16 protein-coding genes are annotated in these 17,743 nt (G+C 58.0%); 10 read left to right on the top strand and 6 right to left on the bottom strand.

Annotation, left to right across the window (positions count from 1 at the left end):
• Positions 1-44: 44 nt before the first annotated feature.
• The 3 genes from ACMYSP_RS01055 to ACMYSP_RS01045 all read left to right on the top strand — a co-directional run bounded on the left by ACMYSP_RS01055 (position 45) and on the right by ACMYSP_RS01045 (position 2,042).
• A complete protein-coding gene (locus tag ACMYSP_RS01055; protein ID WP_434585019.1) occupies positions 45-518 on the top strand; it encodes a GNAT family N-acetyltransferase in 474 nt (157 codons plus the stop codon).
• A gap of 105 nt (positions 519-623) precedes the next feature.
• A complete protein-coding gene (locus ACMYSP_RS01050) occupies positions 624-899 on the top strand; it encodes a metal/formaldehyde-sensitive transcriptional repressor (protein ID WP_123754148.1) in 276 nt (91 codons plus the stop codon).
• Between the two features lie 24 nt (positions 900-923).
• Positions 924-2,042 (top strand): S-(hydroxymethyl)glutathione dehydrogenase/class III alcohol dehydrogenase, encoded by a 1,119-nt coding sequence (locus ACMYSP_RS01045; protein WP_434585018.1) that lies wholly within the window; start codon positions 924-926, stop codon positions 2,040-2,042.
• A gap of 96 nt (positions 2,043-2,138) precedes the next feature.
• Here ACMYSP_RS01045 and ACMYSP_RS01040 read toward each other — a convergent pair whose 3' ends face one another.
• The 4 genes from ACMYSP_RS01040 to pcaH all read right to left on the bottom strand — a co-directional run bounded on the left by ACMYSP_RS01040 (position 2,139) and on the right by pcaH (position 7,295).
• On the bottom strand, positions 2,139-4,508 hold the full coding sequence (locus ACMYSP_RS01040) for a membrane-bound PQQ-dependent dehydrogenase, glucose/quinate/shikimate family (protein ID WP_434585017.1): 2,370 nt from the start codon (positions 4,506-4,508) through the stop codon (positions 2,139-2,141).
• Positions 4,509-4,843: 335 nt separating this feature from the next.
• Positions 4,844-5,767 carry a LysR substrate-binding domain-containing protein gene (locus ACMYSP_RS01035; protein WP_434585016.1) on the bottom strand — a complete coding sequence of 308 codons (924 nt, stop codon included), beginning with the start codon at positions 5,765-5,767 and terminating at the stop codon, positions 4,844-4,846.
• A 170-nt stretch (positions 5,768-5,937) separates the two neighbouring features.
• Entirely contained in the window at positions 5,938-6,558 is a 621-nt protein-coding gene (gene pcaG / locus ACMYSP_RS01030) for a protocatechuate 3,4-dioxygenase subunit alpha (protein WP_434585015.1), read from the bottom strand.
• Positions 6,555-7,295: a protocatechuate 3,4-dioxygenase subunit beta gene (gene pcaH, locus ACMYSP_RS01025; protein WP_174508820.1), complete on the bottom strand. Its 741-nt coding sequence runs from the start codon at positions 7,293-7,295 to the stop codon at positions 6,555-6,557. Before pcaH ends, pcaG begins: the two co-directional genes overlap by 4 nt.
• A gap of 243 nt (positions 7,296-7,538) precedes the next feature.
• Here pcaH and hglS point away from each other — a divergent pair, with 243 nt between their 5' ends.
• Both hglS and ACMYSP_RS01015 read left to right on the top strand, forming a co-directional pair.
• Positions 7,539-8,882 (top strand): 2-oxoadipate dioxygenase/decarboxylase HglS, encoded by a 1,344-nt coding sequence (gene hglS, locus ACMYSP_RS01020; protein ID WP_434585014.1) that lies wholly within the window; start codon positions 7,539-7,541, stop codon positions 8,880-8,882.
• Between the two features lie 52 nt (positions 8,883-8,934).
• Positions 8,935-10,443: a carboxylesterase/lipase family protein gene (locus tag ACMYSP_RS01015; RefSeq protein WP_434585013.1), complete on the top strand. Its 1,509-nt coding sequence runs from the start codon at positions 8,935-8,937 to the stop codon at positions 10,441-10,443.
• Here ACMYSP_RS01015 and ACMYSP_RS01010 read toward each other — a convergent pair.
• A complete protein-coding gene (locus ACMYSP_RS01010) occupies positions 10,430-11,278 on the bottom strand; it encodes a LysR family transcriptional regulator (protein WP_434585012.1) in 849 nt (282 codons plus the stop codon). The two genes, ACMYSP_RS01015 and ACMYSP_RS01010, sit on opposite strands and share 14 nt — an antisense overlap.
• Before the next feature lie 189 nt (positions 11,279-11,467).
• Here ACMYSP_RS01010 and ycaC point away from each other — a divergent pair, with 189 nt between their 5' ends.
• The 5 genes from ycaC to rimL all read left to right on the top strand — a co-directional run bounded on the left by ycaC (position 11,468) and on the right by rimL (position 16,653).
• Positions 11,468-12,091, top strand: coding sequence for an isochorismate family cysteine hydrolase YcaC (gene ycaC, locus ACMYSP_RS01005; protein ID WP_123754157.1), 624 nt, complete (start codon positions 11,468-11,470; stop codon positions 12,089-12,091).
• Positions 12,092-12,235: 144 nt separating this feature from the next.
• On the top strand, positions 12,236-13,405 hold the full coding sequence (locus ACMYSP_RS01000; protein ID WP_123754158.1) for a pyridoxal phosphate-dependent aminotransferase: 1,170 nt from the start codon (positions 12,236-12,238) through the stop codon (positions 13,403-13,405).
• 11 nt (positions 13,406-13,416) lie between these two features.
• Positions 13,417-14,190, top strand: a complete 774-nt coding sequence (locus tag ACMYSP_RS00995) for an ABC transporter substrate-binding protein (RefSeq protein WP_434585011.1) — start codon at positions 13,417-13,419, stop codon at positions 14,188-14,190.
• Between the two features lie 178 nt (positions 14,191-14,368).
• The gene (locus ACMYSP_RS00990) at positions 14,369-16,024 is read left to right on the top strand and encodes a glucan biosynthesis protein D (RefSeq protein ID WP_123754160.1); all 1,656 of its coding nucleotides are present in this window, start codon (positions 14,369-14,371) and stop codon (positions 16,022-16,024) included.
• Between the two features lie 62 nt (positions 16,025-16,086).
• Complete coding sequence (gene rimL / locus ACMYSP_RS00985; RefSeq protein ID WP_434585010.1) at positions 16,087-16,653, top strand: 50S ribosomal protein L7/L12-serine acetyltransferase; 567 nt, start codon at positions 16,087-16,089, stop codon at positions 16,651-16,653.
• Between the two features lie 47 nt (positions 16,654-16,700).
• Here the strand turns inward: rimL and ydcK are convergent, their stop codons facing one another.
• Positions 16,701-17,681: a YdcK family protein gene (ydcK, locus tag ACMYSP_RS00980; RefSeq protein ID WP_434585009.1), complete on the bottom strand. Its 981-nt coding sequence runs from the start codon at positions 17,679-17,681 to the stop codon at positions 16,701-16,703.
• Between the last annotated feature and the right edge of the window lie 62 nt (positions 17,682-17,743).

The following is a 17,743-nucleotide window of genomic DNA, read 5'->3' as shown; positions in this document are numbered from 1 at the left end:
GGCCTGTGGTACATCTGGTAGGGACTGACACACAAGGAGCTCCGATGAATATCAGACTTGCCGTACCCGATGAAGCCCCCGCGCTGTGGGTCATCCGTAATCAGGCCATCCGCAGCGGCTGTCGCGAGAGCTATGGTGCCACCGTGGTCGATGCCTGGACACCGGACCGTATGCCGGAAGGCTATCGTGCGGCGGTGCAGGACAATCCTTTTTATGTGGTAGAAGACGAGGGCGGTAAACCGGTCGCCACCGGCTATCTCGATATCCATACCGCCAGCGTCGAAGCTATCTTTACGCTACCTGAATGGGGTGGGAAAGGCTGCGCCGGGATGATCATCAATGCGGTGATTGCCGAAGCACGCCGGCGCAAATTTCGGGTGATCACGCTGGAGGCCACGCCGAACGCGGCCGGTTTTTATCTGCGCCACGGTTTTGTCACGGTGCGCGAAAAGCTGCTGCCGTCAAAACTGGCGCAGGCGGAACTGCGCTGTGTGGAGATGGCGCTGGAGCTCGACTAAACTCAGTGACTGGACGCGTTACCACGGCGTTATACGACGTTTCAGTTTGCCTCATCCGTTAATAAAATATAGTATACCCCCCTATACGATATTGAGGGCAACGATGTGCCACATTCACCTGAAGACAAAAAACGCGCGCTGAGTCGCGTACGTCGTATTCGCGGGCAGGTTGAAGCCCTGGAAAGGGCGCTGGAGTCCGGCGAATCCTGCATGTCGATACTGCAGCAGATTGCTTCTATCCGCGGAGCCACCAACGGCCTGATGGGGGAGATGGTGGAAATCCATCTCCAGGATGAGCTGGTCAACGGCGAAACCACCCCGGACCAGCGTGCGGTCAGAATGGCGGAAGTGGGCCATCTGCTACGATCCTACTTAAAATAAATCACCACGAAGGAAGAGACGGTTATGAAATCACGTGCAGCTGTCGCGTTTGGCCCAGGCCAGCCGCTGAAGATTGTTGAGATTGATGTCGCACCGCCGAAAAAAGGCGAAGTGCTGGTCAAAATTACCCACACCGGCGTCTGCCATACGGATGCATTTACGCTCTCCGGCGACGATCCGGAAGGCGTGTTCCCGGCGGTGCTGGGTCACGAAGGCGGCGGTATCGTGGTGGAAGTCGGCGAAGGCGTTACCAGCCTGCAGCCGGGCGACCACGTGATCCCGCTGTATACCGCAGAGTGTCGCGAGTGCAAATTCTGTAAGTCCGGCAAAACCAACCTCTGCCAGGCGGTCCGCGCCACTCAGGGCAAAGGCCTGATGCCGGACGGCACCACCCGTTTCTCCTATAACGGCGAGCCTATCTATCATTACATGGGGACCAGCACCTTCAGCGAATACACCGTGTGCGCCGAGATTTCTCTGGCGAAGGTCAACCCGCAGGCGCCGCTGGATAAAGTCTGTCTGCTGGGCTGCGGCGTGACCACCGGTATCGGTGCTGTTCATAACACCGCGAAAGTTAAAGAGGGCGATACCGTTGCGGTCTTCGGCCTGGGCGGCATTGGTCTGGCGGTGATTCAGGGGGCGGTACAGGCGAAAGCCGGGCGTATTCTGGCGGTTGATACCAACCCGGAAAAATTCACCCTCGCAAAAGAGATGGGCGCGACCGATTTTATCAACCCGAAAGATTACGATAAGCCGGTGCAGGATGTGATCGTCGAACTGACCGACGGCGGCGTGGACTTTAGCTTTGAATGTATCGGCAACGTCAACGTCATGCGCGCGGCGCTGGAGTGCTGCCATAAAGGCTGGGGCGAAAGTGTGATTATTGGTGTTGCTGGTGCCGGGCAGGAGATTAAAACCCGTCCATTCCAGCTGGTGACCGGGCGCGTCTGGCGCGGGTCAGCGTTTGGCGGCGTGAAAGGCCGTACCCAACTGCCGGGGATGGTGGAAGACGCGATGGCCGGTAAAATTGACCTCGATCCGTTTATCACCCACCGCATGCCGCTGGAGCAGATCAACGAAGCCTTTGATCTGATGCACGACGGTAAATCCATCCGTACCGTGATTCACTTCGGCGACCAGTGATCGACAGGTGCTCAGTGCCGTCAGGCAGATGAGCACCGTTATCAATTCTGCTGAGCATACACCAGCGCAACCCTCTTACAGGTTGCGCTGGTTTTTTTACTTCTGGTCAGGCAGGGCGTAGGCGATGATGTAGTCGCCGCGGTCCGGAGACTGACGGGCGCCGCCGGCGTTGATGATAATGTACTGTTTGCCGGTTTTCGGCGAGACATAGGTCATCGGGCCAGACTGGCTACCAACCGGCAGACGCGATTTCCAGATCTCTTTCCCGTTAGCAGTATCAAACGCGCGCAGATAGAAATCCTGAGTACCGGCGAAGAACAGCAGGCCGGACTGGGTCGACAGCGACGCGCCGAGGGTTGGCATGCCGATAGGGATTGGCATATGCATACGGATCCCCAGCGGACCGGTGTCTTCTACGGTTCCCACCGGCACCTGCCACACCAGCTTACCGGTTTTCAGATCCACCGCGGACATGGTGCCGAACGGCGGTTTCTGGCACGGAATACCCAGCGGTGACAGGAAGCGCTCACGCATCGCGCCAAACGGCGTCCCTTCCATCGGGACAATCCCCATCTCAATGCCGCTGGCATTTTTGGCGACGTTTGCACGCGGAACCATATAGTTCGCCAGTCCCAGACGCATATCGTTGACAAACATCAGGCTGTTGTTCGGATCGACCGAGACGCTGCCCCAGTTCATGCCGCCCAGCGAGCCAGGATATTGCAGAGAACGGTCTTCGCCCGGCGGGGTGAAGATGCCCTGATGGCGCATGGCTTTAAAGGCGATCCGACACATCAGCAGATCCACCGGCGTGGCGCCCCACATATCCGACTCTTTCAGCGTATCGTTGCCGATCATCGGCATACCGACGGAGTAAGGCTGTGTCGGAGAGTAGCGCTCACCTTTAATATCACCAGCAGGTACCGGGCGTTCTTCCACTTTGGCCACCGGCTCACCGGTGGCGCGGTTGAGCATAAAGATCATGCCCTGTTTGCTGGTCTGCACCAGTACCGGCGTGGTGCCGCCTTTACCATCAGGCAGGTCATACAGCAGCGGCTGTGACGGCAGGTCGAAGTCCCACAGATCGTGGTGGGTGGTCTGGAAGTGCCAGCGCACCTGTCCGGTCGTGGCGTCAACGGCGACGATTGACGAGCTGTATTTATCATCCAACGCGGTACGTTCCCCACCGAAGAAGTCCGGGGTGGCGTTGCCGGTTGGCAGATAGATCAGATTAAGCTTCGCGTCATAGGACATGGCTGACCAGACGTTCGGTGTCCCGCGGGTATAGGTCTGGCCTTCCGGCGGCAGGCCAGTCAGCGCAGGGTTGCCCGGATCCCATGCCCATGCCAGCTTGCCGGTATGCACATCATAAGCGCGTACGACGCCCGGAGGCTCGCCGGTGGAGAAGTTATCCGCCACACGACCGCCGACGACCACGACGTTACCGGCCACCAGCGGCGTTGACGTTTGCTGGTAGTAGCCCGGTTTGATCTCGCCCATGCCGACGCTCAGGTCGACGGTACCGTGGTCACCAAAGTCTTCACAGGCTTTACCGGTGTCGGCGTCGATGGCGATCAGGCGGGCATCGGTGGTTGGCAGGAACAGACGGCGGGCGCAGGCGGCGGGCTGAGTCCCCGTCGTAGCTGCGGCCTGCAGGCTGTCTTCGGCATAGCCCAGACCCCGGCAGCGCTGCCAGTTTGGCGCGGTGGCTTTGGGATCGAAACGCCATTTTTCTTTACCGCTGTCGACATCCAGCGCCAGCACTTTGCTGTACGGCGTACAGACGTACAGGGTATCGCCGATTTGCAGCGGAGTGTTCTGGTCTTCCGCACCGGAGCCGTTGCTTTGCGGGATATCACCGGTATGGGCGATCCAGGCAACCTGCAGCTCGTTAATATTCTGCTTGTTAATCTGGTCCAGAGCGGCAAAACGATCGCCATGGGTGGTGTTACCCCAGTGCTCCCAGTTCTTCTGCTGCTCGCCAGGGGCGACCGGTTTAACCGGCACCGCTTCGGTGGCGCTCACCAACGGCTGCGATTTGAACATCCAGCCGAAGCTGGCAGCCAGCACCACGGCGAGGACCGCGGCCAGCGCAAAGGCCGGTCCTTTCTTCGCCGGCTGGGGCGAAAGGTAGGGCCAGACCAGCGCCGACAGGCAGGCCAGCGCGCCGAGAGCGAACAGGCGGGAGAACAGCGGCCAGTAGGTCCAGCCGGCGTCAGAGATCGCCCAGAAAATGGAGGCGATAAAGGCGATGGCGTACAGCACAATCCCGATCCGACGACGGCGGAAAATCAGCACCGAGGCGATGACCATCACCAGCCCCATGATGGCGAAATAGAGCGTACCGCCGAGCGTCGCCAGTTTAACCCCAAGAATTCCGATAGCCAGACCGATGATCAGCATCAGCCCGGCGAGCAGCCACTGCAGGATCCGGGGGAATCCGCGTGGTACAGCGAAAGTTGCCATTTTGTCTCCTTAACCATCTGTTGTCAGATGTGAACCAAATGAATCAATTGATAAAGTGTTATTCTTTGAGTGAAGGCAATCATGCCTTCGTTGTTGCAGCTTATGGGTGAGTTTCTGAATTGCGCGTGAACCATATGGTGAAATAAAGGCAATGATATGACTGTTAATGAACCTGATGCAATTGTTAAAAAATAATTGCGCATTAATTGATTGTTTTGATGGTTTCGCCATCACTTGTGGGCATGGGTTAAGGCAGTTTTAGGCGCGTTGGGGAAGCGCGAAGGGCAGGTTCGGAGAAGCCCGGATAAGGCGCAGAGCGCGTTATCCGGCGATCGTCAGGCAGGCATCGATTTGCGAATGGCGCTCAGTAAGGTTTGCGCGCCGGAGGAGAAGGTCGCGTCCACGCGGGTCAGAATACCAATGGGTTCCCCCGCCCCCTGGGTCGGGACAGGTAGGGAAGCCAGCAGGCCCCGGCGCAGGTCGTCTTTAACCGCACCAGAAGGGACGAACCAGATGTAGTCATAGTTGACGGTCAGCTGGCGCGATAGCGAAGCGGAGAGCGTCTCGATACAGCCGGCGGGGATTTTACACCCCTGGCTTTGAAGCAGGGTCTCGGCATTCTGACGCGGGATTGTGCCTTTTGGTGACACCACCACCGGCCACTCCATCACCCGACTAAGCGTAACCGTTTCCTGCAATAAAGGGTGTCCGGGACGCACCACCAGCTTCAGGGATTCGAGGAACAGCAGTTCATAGTTCAGGCCGCTCATCAGCTCCGGGTCAGACATCCGCCCGATACCAATGTCGATTTCACCGGATTTTAAGCCCGCCAGCAGCATGGTGTTATTCATGGTTGCGACCTGCAGGGTGATATCTTTTTGCTGCTGGTGGAACTGGCCAATCACCGTTGGCAGGATCCCCAGCGCGGCGGTGGGCAGCGCACCGATGCGCACCACGTCATTATTCAATCCCTCTTTACGATTGAGCGCCTGGCCCGCCGTATTGAGGGCGTCGAGGACTTTTACCGCATGGGTGAGGAACTGTTCACCGACCAGCGTTAGCTGAGCGCCTAACCGCCCGCGTTCAAACAGTCGCGTGCCGGTCAGCTGTTCCAGTTCATTGAGCGTTTTAGATAACGCAGGCTGGCTGAGATTGAGTGTTTCAGCCGCACGCCCCAGAGTTCCCTGTTGAGCGACGGCCACGAAGGTGTGTAGATGGCGCAAGCGAATGCGCTGACTGAAAAGACCATTTTTTTCCATAATCGATGTTAAAAACAGAGCAGCATAGGTGACAAGCGAAGTTATTGAATTTTGATAACCTGATAGCAAAATATTATTAACATTTCACCTTGATGTATTACAAGTTTTTTCATTTTGCACAAAAAACAGACGCCCCGACTGAGGTCGGGGCAAATCAGGCGGGTAATTGCTCAGAGATCAAAGAAGACCGTTTCGTTGTCACCCTGCAGGTGAATATCAAAACGGTAGACGATCTCGTTGCCGCGCACTTCGCGTTGAGCAATCAAGGTCTGGCGACGCACTTCCCACTCAATCAGATTGAGTACCGGGTCATTATGGTTGGCGTCCTGCTCGTCAGAGAAATAAAGCCGCGTGTTGAGGCCGATATTGATCCCGCGCGCCACTACCCAGACATTAATATGGGGTGCCATCATGCGGCCATCGCGACCGACCACGGCGCCGGGCTTGATGGTTTCAAAACGCCAGATCCCGCTGGCGAAGTCGGAGCAGCTGCGGCCCCAGCCGCGAAATGCCGGGTCGACCTTTTTGCTCTGCTGGCGGTCGTCAGGGTGGTGATAGCGCCCGGCGGCGTTGGCCTGCCAGATCTCCAGCAGCACGTCACGTACCGGGGTACCGGAACCGTCGATCACGCGCCCTTCAAGCGTAATACGTTCGCCTTCGGTATCGGCGGTAGTGAGGACCGGGCCGAAATTCTTTTCAAAGATATGAAACCCGGCGGCCTCGGGGGCCAGGCCAATATGCACGTACGGTCCGGCGGTCTGCGAGGCGGTTTCGGCTAAATATTCTTTCATCGGGCAGCCCCCTGAGTGCGGTTTTCGAACAGCGTGGCGCGGTGGCCGCGCAGCACAAGGTCAAAGCGATAGGCCAGGCAATCCAGCGGTACGGCGGCGTGGGTATCGAGTTCGGCAATCAGCGTGCGCACGGCGTCATCGTTATTAATGGTTTTGACGATCGGGCACTGCTTAATCAGCGGGTCGCCTTCGAAGTACATCTGGGTGATCAAGCGCTGCGCCCACGCATCCCCGGAGAGGGAAAAGTGGATATGGGCCGGACGCCAGTCGCTGACCTGGTTACGCCACGGATAGGGGCCGGGCTTGATGGTTCGGAAACAGTAATAACCGTTTTCATCCGTCAGCACTCGCCCGCAGCCGCCAAAGTTGGGATCGATGGGGGCCAGATACTGATCTTTTTTGTGCCGGTAGCGACCGCCGGCGTTCGCCTGCCAGACCTCCACCAGAGTATTTTTCATCGGCCGACCAAAGCCGTCGCGGACGTAGCCGTGAACGATAATGCGCTCGCCAATCGGCAGACCTTCTTTGGCATAGTTGAGGATCAGGTCATTATCCAGCGGACCGAGATCGTCATGGCTGAAGACCGGACCGGTAATTTCAGACAGCGAATTTTGCAACGAGATCAGGGCATTGCGCGGCGAGCGCAGTACGCTGGTTTTGTAGCCCGGTGCGTAAGCCGGGGGATGGTTATTATAGTCGCGATGAATAACCTCACGCGGTGACCATTTATCGTTCATAGGGTACGGACTCCGTATCTATCGGTAGAGGGGCTTCTTATTGTGTTATCGCCAGAAACAGTGTGTGTAAATGCATTGTTAATTTAAAGTGAAATTAAAGGGTGTTTAGCATAACTTTACGTTATGGAACAAAAGGCAGAAAAGCGGGAGGCAGGTTATCCTCATCACAATTTGTAAATTCTTCCCGCCGCCGCCATCGGCCTTCTCTACACTCCAGGAAGTATCCACTGGAGGTAAGGCATCATGGCGAACACCATCACGGCTGATGAGATTCGGGAAAACTTTTCGCAGGCAATGTCGGCGATGTACCAGCAGGAAGTTCCACAGTACGGGACGTTACTGGAGCTGGTGGCGGACGTAAATCTGGCGGTGCTGGAGCAGCATCCGAAACTCCATGAACAACTGGCTAACGCGGACGAACTAGCGCGGCTGAATGTGGAACGCCACGGCGCAATTCGCGTCGGCACGGCGGAGGAGCTGGCGACGTTGCGCCGGATGTTTGCCATTATGGGGATGTTCCCCGTGAGTTATTACGATTTATCGCAGGCGGGTGTACCGGTGCACTCTACGGCGTTTCGCCCGATTGATGATGCGGCGCTGGCGCGAAACCCATTTCGCATCTTCACCTCGCTGCTGCGCCTGGAGCTGATTGCCAGCGCCGAACTGCGTCAGCGTGCGGCGGAGATCCTGGCCCGACGCGACATTTTCACCCCGCGTTGCCGCGAGCTGATCGCCCGGCATGAACAGCAGGGCAGCTTTACCGCTACCGAAGCCCGGGAGTTTGTCCGCGAGGCGCTGGAGACCTTCCGCTGGCACAGCCATGCGACGGTCGATGCCGAGAGCTATCACGCGCTGAATAATGAACATCGCCTGATTGCCGATGTGGTGTGCTTCCCCGGCTGCCATATTAACCATCTGACGCCGCGTACTCTCGATATCGACCGGGTACAGTCGCTGATGCCCGAGTGTGGGATCGTCCCGAAAGCGTTGATCGAAGGGCCGCCGCGCCGCGAGGTGCCGATTTTACTGCGGCAGACCAGTTTTAAAGCCCTCGAAGAGCCGGTGATGTTTAACGGAGAGCAGCAGGGCACCCACACCGCACGCTTTGGCGAGATAGAGCAACGCGGGATCGCCTTAACGCCGAAGGGGCGCGCGCTGTATGACCGTCTGCTGAACGAAGCCGGGGTCGGCAAAGATAACCTGAACCACCAGCGCCACCTGCAGGAGGTGTTCAGCCAGTTCCCGGACAGCGAATTTCTGCTGCGTCAGCAGGGGCTGGCGTGGTTCCGCTACCGTCTGACGCCGGCGGGGGAAGCCCACCGTCAGGCATTCGGTCACGGTGACGATCCGCAACCGCTCATCGAACGCGGCTGGCTTATCGCCCAACCGATTATTTATGAAGATTTTTTACCGGTGAGCGCCGCCGGGATTTTTCAGTCGAATCTCGGCAATGAAACCCAGGCACGCAGCCACGGTAATGCCAGTCGCGAGGCCTTCGAAACGGCGCTCGGCTGCCCGGTGCTGGATGAATTTACCCTCTACCAACAGGCGGAGGAGCGCAGCAAACGCCGTTGCGGTCTGCTCTGAAACCGGTACTCTGCTGATATGAACCATTTACGACCGTAAAAGGAATCAGGTCATGCAGACGTTGTCGACTCCGCTGGTTAACACCCGGCAAGGGACGTTATCCGGAACCACCGAACAGGGGATCCACATCTGGCGCGGGATCCCCTTTGCCGCACCGCCGGTAGGCGCACTCCGCTGGCGCGCCCCGCAGCCTCCTGCGCGCTGGCAGGGCGTGCGCGATGCCACCACATTTTCTGCCGCCAGCTGGCAGGATATTGAATACTGCCGCGAGCTGGGCGGCGGCGATCCTGGCCGTTTCTCTGAAGACTGCCTGTACCTGAACGTCTGGGCGCCGGCGACGCGTTCGCAACCGCTGCCGGTCATGGTCTGGCTGCACGGCGGCGGCTTTACGATCGGCGCCGGCAGCCTGCCGCCGTACGATGGTGCCGCACTGGCGGGGCGCGACGTGGTAGTGGTGACCGTCAACTACCGACTGGGCCATCTGGGGTTCTTTGCCCACCCGGCGCTGGAAGGGGAAGATGGTGAGCGCGTCTATAATTTTGCCCTGCTCGATCAAATCGCGGCCCTGCAGTGGGTGCAGGAGAATATTCATGCCTTCGGCGGCGACGCCACTAACGTGACCCTGTTCGGTGAATCAGCCGGTGCGCGCAGCGTGCTGTCGCTGATGGTGTCGCCAAAATCCCGCGGCCTGTTCCATAAAGCCATTATTCAAAGCGGCTATACGCTACCGGATCTGCCGCGTGAAAAGGCGCTGGAGAAGGGGCAGCGGGTCGCCGAACACTTCTCGCTCCCTGATGCCAGCGCGCAACAGCTGCGGGCGATCCCGGCAGAGGCGTTCTGGTCGCTGACCGCGCCGTTGACCATCGGCCCTGCACCGATCGCCGGGGATGCGGTATTGCCCCAGCCGATGCTGGAGGCCTTTTTTGCCGGTCGCCAACATCCGCTGCCGGTGATGATTGGTTCGAACAGCGATGAAGCCAGCGTGATGGCAGTGTTTGGCGTCGATATCGCCGGGCAGATCCAAAAGCTGCGCCGCGAACGACGCCTGGGCCTGGGGCTGATCAAGCTGCTCTATCCTGGGGTAAAGGGGGATGAAAACCTCGGGCGTGAGGTGTGCCGCGATATGGCGTTCACCACACTGGGTTATGTGGTGATGCAGGCCCAGCAGCGCGTAGGTCAGCCGTGCTGGCGCTACTGGTTTGACTATGTTCCGCAGGCCGCCGAGGAAACCAGCCCGCACGGGGCCTGGCACGGCGATGAAGTACCGTATGTGTTTGATACCCTCAGGCTTTCCGAGCCGGTGCGTACCTATGCCAGCGATGACGATAACGCCTTTGCCGCCGAAGTTGCCAACTACTGGGTCAACTTTGCGCGCCTGGCGGGGCACCACTGTCGCGAACTGCCGGGTGTCGTGCGCTGGCCGGCCTGCCAGCGTGGGCGGGACCGACTGCTGCGCATCGGGCTGCATAAGCGCGCCGGTTTTAAACTGGAAAACCGTTTTATGCGCGCGCGGCTGGCGTTATTCCGCCGGGTCATGCGCCACCACGTTACGCTGGATTAAGCAACTCTTCACGAAAGCGCGTCAGCCCCTCGGCCTTACCTGGCACGTGGCGGAGTACCAGCCGGTAGCTGGCGCCGGTTTTCACACTTAAAGGGAAAGGGCGCGCCAGGCGACCCGCCCGCACATCTTCCGCTACCAGCGTGGCGTCCGCCATGGCAATCCCCAGCCCCTGCATGGCGGCGGTGATCGCCAGATCCATGGTGTCAAAGTGCTGATTTTTACGCATAGCCAGCGGCGTGTCCGGCGAAAAGGTGGTCAGCCACAGCGACCAGTCGGTCTTATCTCGCGTCGGGTGCAAAAAGGTGACGTCGCTGAGGGTGTTGTCGCAGGCAAGGTTACCGTTGCTCACCGGCGTCAACGCCTCCTCAAACAGCAGATCGCCAGCGCTGTGCTGGGTACCGAACACAATGGCCGCGTCGTAGGGTTCAGTTCTGAAGTTCACGCCATGTTCCGTGGTGGTAGTGAGCGCAATCTGCAGCTCCGGATGGCGCTGTTCGATAGCCACCAGCCGGGGAACCAACCAGCGAATGGCGCAGGTCGGTGCCTTCAGGCGCACCACGGTTTGTTGCTGCCGCGCCTGTTCCGCTACGGCTACCAGCTGGCTGAATGTCGACTGGAGTTCCGGGTAGAGGGCGCTGCCCTGGGGAGTCAGATGCAGCCCGCGGGCGTGGCGGGCAAAAAGCGCAAAGCCAAACCAGGCCTCCAGCGCGGCGATCTGGCGGCTGACCGCGCCCTGGGTCAGGCACAGCTCGCGCGCGGCGTGGGTCAAATTAAGATGCCGGGCGGTCACCAGAAAGGTTTCCACGGCATGAAAAGGCAGGGCGCTTCGCGACATCGTTGCTCCAGCTATGCAATTTGATCATAGGCAGTATGCCAGCTTCGTTCAGAGAATGGGACAATCCGTTCTGGTTTCGACGGCTAATCCTCCGCCAGTAACTGAACTATGATTTGCCATGAGTTGTAAGCATCTGCCAGCGCAGGAGTGCTGGCGGGGATAACCTGATAATTAGATGAGGAAGAGATCATGGCTAAACCCTACGTTCGTCTGGATAAAAATGATGCCGCTGTTCTGCTGGTGGATCATCAGGCCGGATTACTATCTTTGGTGCGCGATATCGACCCGGATAAATTCAAAAATAACGTACTGGCGCTGGGGGACATGGCGAAATACTTTGGCCTGCCGACCATCCTGACCACCAGTTTTGAAAACGGCCCCAATGGCCCGCTGGTGCCGGAGCTGAAAGCGCAGTTCCCGGATGCCCCTTATATTGCCCGCCCGGGAAATATTAACGCCTGGGATAACGAAGATTTCGTTAAGGCGGTAAAAGCCACCGGTAAAAAACAGCTGATTATCGCCGGGGTGGTCACCGAAGTTTGCGTGGCATTCCCCGCGTTGTCGGCGATTGAAGAGGGATATGAGGTCTTTGTTATCACCGATGCTTCCGGCACCTTTAACCCGATAACCCGTGACGCCGCCTGGGATCGTATGTCGCAGGCCGGGGTGCAGTTGATGTCATGGTTTGGTGCTGCCTGTGAGCTACATCGCGACTGGCGCAATGATGTGGAAGGGCTGGGGACACTTTTCTCTAACCATATTCCGGACTACCGCAACCTGATGACCAGCTTTAACACCTTAACCAGCAAGTAATTTTCCCCTCCGGCCAGCGTCTGCTGGCCGTCTCTTTTCTCAAGGTATGATCAAAATGCATGGCTACTATGACAACAATTCGTTTGTCGCCGGGTAGCGCTTTGGATTGAATGGTTATGCAATTAAAATGAGAAAGGATTAGCTATGAGTCTTACTTCCCCGGTGACAACCCGCTCCAAATTACCGGATGTTGGCACCACGATATTTACCGTGATCGGTCAACTTTCCGCCCAACATAAGGCCATTAACCTTTCTCAGGGCGCCCCCAATTTTGCCTGCGATGCCGGGCTGATCGCCGGCGTCACCCAGGCGATGGAAGCCGGGCACAACCAGTATGCGCCGATGACCGGCCTGCCGGTGCTCAAAGAGCGCATTGCCGAAAAAATCGCGACGCTGTACGGCACCCGCTACGATGTCGACAGTGAAGTCTTGATCACCGCCAGCGCCAGCCAGGGGATCTACTCGGCAATTGGCGGACTGGTGCATCCGGGTGATGAGGTTATCTACTTCGAGCCGTCTTTTGACAGCTATGCACCCATTGTTCGCCTGCAGGGGGCCACGCCGGTCGCCATCAAGCTGACGGTCCCGGATTTTAGCGTCAACTGGGATGAGGTGCGCGCCGCCATCACGCCGCGTACGCGGATGATTATCGTCAACACGCCGCACAACCCCAGCGGGCAGGTATTCTCCCGGGAGGATTTAAACCAGCTGGCGGCCCTGACGCGCAACACCGACATCGTGATTTTGTCCGATGAAGTGTACGAACATGTGGTCTTTGACGGCGAGCAACATCACGGGATGGCGACCCATCCGCAGCTGGCAGAGCGCAGCGTTATTATCTCTTCGTTTGGCAAAACCTATCACGTGACCGGCTGGCGCGTCGGGTACTGCGTGGCGCCGGCCGCGCTGATGGACGAGATCTGTAAAGTCCACCAGTTCCTGATGTTCTCCGCCGACACGCCAATGCAGTACGCTTTTGCCGGGCATATGACCGACCCGCAAAGCTGGCTGTCGCTGGCGGCGTTTTATCAGCAGAAACGTGATTTACTCCAGCGACTGCTGGCCGATTCGCCCTTCCGCCTGCTGCCGAGTGCGGGCTCGTTCTTCATGCTCGCCGATTACAGCCACTTCAGCGATGAAAGCGACAGCGAAATGGTCAAGCGACTGATCACCGATTATGGGGTGGCGACGATCCCCCTGTCAGCGTTTTATACTGATGGTACTGATAACAAACTGATTCGCCTCTCTTTTGCTAAAGATGAAGCCACATTACTGGCCGGTGCCCAGGCACTGTGTCACGTTAAGCCGCGTTAAGGAGCCCCACGATGAAATTTAAAGCCCTCACTCTTGCACTGGGGATGTTCTGTACCTTCTCTTCGCTGGCGGCCAGCGAGCTGCGCTACGGGGTGGAAGCCGAATACCCGCCGTTTGAAAGCCGTAACACGGCAGGGGAGCTGGTCGGTTTTGATATTGACCTCGGAAATGCGATTTGCCAGGCGGCCGGGCTGAAATGTCGCTGGGAAGAGACCTCGTTTGATGCACTGATCCCGGGGCTGGTGGCGAAAAAGTTCGACGCCATCAACTCGGCGATGAATATCACCGAGCAGCGGCGCAAAAGTATCGACTTCACCCAGCCGATTTACCGTATCCCTTCGCAACTGGTAGGCAAAGCGGATAGCGGTATGCAGGCCACGCCGGAAGGGCTGAAAGGCAAAACCATCGGCGTCCTGCAGGGGTCGATTCAGGAAACCTTCGCCAAAGAGCACTGGGAAAAACACGGCGTGACGGTGGTGTCGTACAAAGATCAGAACATGGCGTGGGCGGATCTGCTGAACGGTCGTATTGACGCCTCGCTGGTGATGTCTGCCGCCGGACAGGCCGGTTTCCTCAGTAAGCCGCAGGGCAAGGGGTTCGGCTTTATCGGTGAGCCAGTGGCTGACGACACCATTCTCGGCAGCGGAATCGGCTACGGTCTGCGTAAAGGCGATGAGGCCACTAAGAAGCAACTGGATGCGGCTATCGATAAGGTGCGTGCCGATGGCACCATCACCCGTCTGGCGGCCAAATATTTCCCGGGGATTGACGTCAGCGTCAAATAAACCGTCAGCCCCCGTGGCGTAAAAGCATCGGGGGCTTTGTCAGTTAAAATATTCATCATTTTTATACTTACAACAATTGGATTATCAATCGTTTTTGTCTAGAGTGGGCGAAATTCACGACGCATCTGTTTGTCGCGTTGCGTATCAATTGACACAACAGAAGGACGCTTTCTCAGGCATGAATCGCAGACGTTTTCTCAAATCTTCCATGGCTGTTGCCGCCGTATGCAGCACGTCAGGAGTTGCTTCACTTTTCTCTAACGCCGCGCTTGCCGAAGATTCGGGCATTGCTGATGGGATGACGCGCCGTTTTGACTTTTCCGTTTTGCAATCAATGGCGCACGATCTCTCTCGTCAGCCGTGGGGAGGCGCGCCGCGCGCGCTGCCGCCGACTTTGGCGAACCTGACTCCGCAGGCCTACAACAGCATCCAGTACGATGCGGGACATTCGTTGTGGAACAATATTGACGAGCGCAAACTGGACATTCAGTTTTTCCACGTTGGCATGGGCTTCCGTCGCCGCGTGCGCATGTTCTCGTTAGATACGCAGACCCAACAGGCGCGGGAAATTCACTTCCGCCCGGAGCTGTTTAACTATAACGACGCCGGCGTCGATACCTCGCAGCTGGTGGGACAGACCGACCTGGGCTTTGCCGGATTCCGTGCGTTTAAAGCACCGGAGCTGGCGCGTCGTGATATCGTCGCTTTCCTGGGGGCGAGCTACTTCCGTGCGGTTGACAGCACTTATCAGTATGGGCTCTCCGCACGTGGCCTGGCGGTCGATACCTTTACCGACACCCCGGAAGAGTTCCCGGACTTTACCTCCTTCTGGTTCGAAACGGTTAAACCGGGCGCCACGGTCTTTACCGTCTACGCGCTGCTTGATAGCCCGAGCGTCACCGGGGCCTATAAGTTCGTCATCAACTGCCAGGAGACGCAGGTGATTATGGATGTGGAAAACCACATCTATGCCCGCAAAGATATCAAACAGCTGGGCATCTCGCCGATGACCAGTATGTTTAGCTGCGGCAACAACGAGCGCCGGATGTGTGACACTATCCACCCACAGATCCACGACTCCGATCGCCTCGCGATGTGGCGTGGCAACGGCGAGTGGGTCTGCCGTCCGCTGAATAACCCGCAAAAGCTGCAGTTCAACGCCTTCCAGGACAAAAATCCGCGGGGCTTTGGCCTGCTGCAGCTCGACCGTGATTTCACGCATTATCAGGACATCATGGGCTGGTACAACAAACGTCCGAGCCTGTGGGTCGAGCCGCGCAACCAGTGGGGCAAAGGGGCCGTCTGTCTGATGGAGATCCCGACCACCGGTGAAACTCTCGATAATATCGTCTGCTTCTGGCAGCCGGAAAAAGCCATCAAAGCTGGCGATGAGCTGGACTTTAGCTACCGCCTGTACTGGAGCGCGCAGCCGCCGGTGCGTTCACCGCTGGCCCGCGTGATGGCGACGCGTACCGGCATGGGCGGTTTCCCGGAGGGCTGGGCGCCGGGCGAACATTACCCGGACAAGTGGGCGCGTCGTTTTGCCATCGACTTTGTCGGCGGTGACCTCAAAGCCGCGGCTCCTCGAGGCATTGAACCGGTCATTACGCTCTCTAACGGTGAAGCGAAGCAGGTTGAGATTCTGTACGTTGAGCCGTTCGACGGTTATCGCATTCAGTTTGACTGGTATCCTACCAATGACTCCACCGACCCGGTGGAAATGCGCATGTTCCTGCGCTGTCAGGGTGCGGCGATCAGTGAAACCTGGTTGTATCAGTATTTCCCGCCGGCACCGGATGAACGACGTTACGTTGATGACCGGGTCATGAAATAATCGCAGGTACCTCCGCTGCGGCGCGATGCCGTAGCGGAGGTACCTTGCCGTGAGAGAGCGCTATGTCTGACCAAACCCCTCCCATCCCTGAAGAAATCCCGGTAACTGACCAGCTGACGCTGCGCGCGGTGGATGAACGCTACGTCAGCGAATTACACCAGCTGGTTGAAAAAAATAAACACTGGTTGCAGCACGCTTTAAGCTGGCCCGCGGCGGTGAGCAGTGAGGATGAAACCCGCCGTCATGTGCAGGGTAACGTCATGCTGCATCAGCGTGGCTACGCCAAAATGTTCTTGCTGTTTGTCGGGAATGAGATGGTCGGCGTGCTGTCATTCAACCAGATTGAACCGCTGAATAAGACCGGCTATATCGGCTACTGGATTGATGAACATCACCAGGGACAGGGGCTGCTTTCGCAGGCGCTGGAGGCCTTTATCCAGCATTATGCGCGCCGCGGCGAAGTGCGGCGTTTTGTGATTAAGTGCCGGGTGGCGAACCACAAGAGCAATCAGGTGGCGCTGCGCAACGGTTTCAGCCTGGAAGGGTGTCTGAAGCAGGCGGAGTACCTGAACGGCGCCTACGACGACCAGAATATCTACGGGCGGATTGTCGATAGCCTCGGGGAGTGAGGGCGGTTTCCCCGGCTGGCGGCATGTTGCCTTCGCCGGGTGACTGACTATAGCGAGCCGAGCAACGGGGTGCGGGTGATGTGGCTGCTGCCGTTGATCACTTTGCGGCCGCGCAGGTGGATGGCATCGCCGTGGCGTGCGTCAATGTGGGCGCTGTCGCCAATTTCAACCTGGTGTTCGATCACCACATCGCCGCTGATGCAGGCGTGGCCCTGAATCAGCACCTCATCATCCAGCAGGATCGGGCCGCCGCAGAGCCTGGCGTGACCGCCCACCATTACCCGATGTTTCAGCACACAGTTTCCCTCGACCACCGCATTCTCCGCCACCTGTGAACTGTAACGCAGGGTTGGAATAGCATCGTCGTCGCGCCCGGCGATGATCCGCGCATGGTCATAAACCCGGGCGTTATCGCAGATCCAGACATCGTTGTCATCGTTACCTTCCAGCCGCGCATGGTCAAAAATCTCCGCCCGATGTTCGACAAAGGCGTGCTCGACAAAGGCATCTCCGTAAATTTGTGCCTGATGAACGATACGTGAGGCGCTGACGGTGGCCCGCTGATAAATTTGCAGATACTTGTCGCGGTCGGCGGTCAGACCCTGGGCGGCAACGATCAGGCAGTGGGGGAGAATACGTGCGCGATCGGCCAGACGACAGTAGCCGCGGATGTGCGAATGCTCAACCGTGACGTTGTCACTTATTTCTGCGTGATGGCTGACCTCGGCGTTATCAACCCACGCCTCGCCACGGATCCGCGCGCCATGGCTGACGATACAGGTGCCGGTGAGCCGCGCGTTGCCTTCCACCCGCGCCCCGGCAAATACCGCACTGTTGGGGTCATAGATCCAGCAGTGGCCCTCATGACTGAGTGCCGACTCCTCGTCCAGCCAGCCGCCTTCGCTTCCGGCCTGCACGTCGGCAAAATCACGTAAGGCCACAATTTGCCGTAGATTTACGCTATGTTTAATGCCGTCTTCTTGATAGTGAAACAGGCGAACGTGCTCGCTGAGTCGATATTTGTTCATCAAGGCTTCTCTTTACTTTTGCTTAACATAAACATAGCAAAAAATGCCGTAGCGCGTTTTAT

It is taken from the genome of Klebsiella sp. R390 (genome assembly GCF_051131745.1).
GTDB lineage: Bacteria > Pseudomonadota > Gammaproteobacteria > Enterobacterales > Enterobacteriaceae > Klebsiella.
The sequence above is the reverse complement of the archived record's forward strand: the minus strand, read 5'-3'. Positions and strand labels throughout refer to the sequence as shown.

Coding starts and splice junctions, on each gene's coding strand:
- ACMYSP_RS01055 (WP_434585019.1), top strand. CDS start 45: ATGAATATCAGACTTGCCGTACCCGATGAAGCCCCCGCGCTGTGGGTC.
- ACMYSP_RS01045 (WP_434585018.1), top strand. CDS start 924: ATGAAATCACGTGCAGCTGTCGCGTTTGGCCCAGGCCAGCCGCTGAAG.
- ACMYSP_RS01040 (WP_434585017.1), bottom strand. CDS start 4,508: ATGGCAACTTTCGCTGTACCACGCGGATTCCCCCGGATCCTGCAGTGG.
- ACMYSP_RS01035 (WP_434585016.1), bottom strand. CDS start 5,767: ATGGAAAAAAATGGTCTTTTCAGTCAGCGCATTCGCTTGCGCCATCTA.
- pcaG (WP_434585015.1), bottom strand. CDS start 6,558: ATGAAAGAATATTTAGCCGAAACCGCCTCGCAGACCGCCGGACCGTAC.
- pcaH (WP_174508820.1), bottom strand. CDS start 7,295: ATGAACGATAAATGGTCACCGCGTGAGGTTATTCATCGCGACTATAAT.
- hglS (WP_434585014.1), top strand. CDS start 7,539: ATGGCGAACACCATCACGGCTGATGAGATTCGGGAAAACTTTTCGCAG.
- ACMYSP_RS01015 (WP_434585013.1), top strand. CDS start 8,935: ATGCAGACGTTGTCGACTCCGCTGGTTAACACCCGGCAAGGGACGTTA.
- ACMYSP_RS01010 (WP_434585012.1), bottom strand. CDS start 11,278: ATGTCGCGAAGCGCCCTGCCTTTTCATGCCGTGGAAACCTTTCTGGTG.
- ycaC (WP_123754157.1), top strand. CDS start 11,468: ATGGCTAAACCCTACGTTCGTCTGGATAAAAATGATGCCGCTGTTCTG.
- ACMYSP_RS01000 (WP_123754158.1), top strand. CDS start 12,236: ATGAGTCTTACTTCCCCGGTGACAACCCGCTCCAAATTACCGGATGTT.
- ACMYSP_RS00995 (WP_434585011.1), top strand. CDS start 13,417: ATGAAATTTAAAGCCCTCACTCTTGCACTGGGGATGTTCTGTACCTTC.
- ACMYSP_RS00990 (WP_123754160.1), top strand. CDS start 14,369: ATGAATCGCAGACGTTTTCTCAAATCTTCCATGGCTGTTGCCGCCGTA.
- rimL (WP_434585010.1), top strand. CDS start 16,087: ATGTCTGACCAAACCCCTCCCATCCCTGAAGAAATCCCGGTAACTGAC.
- ydcK (WP_434585009.1), bottom strand. CDS start 17,681: ATGAACAAATATCGACTCAGCGAGCACGTTCGCCTGTTTCACTATCAA.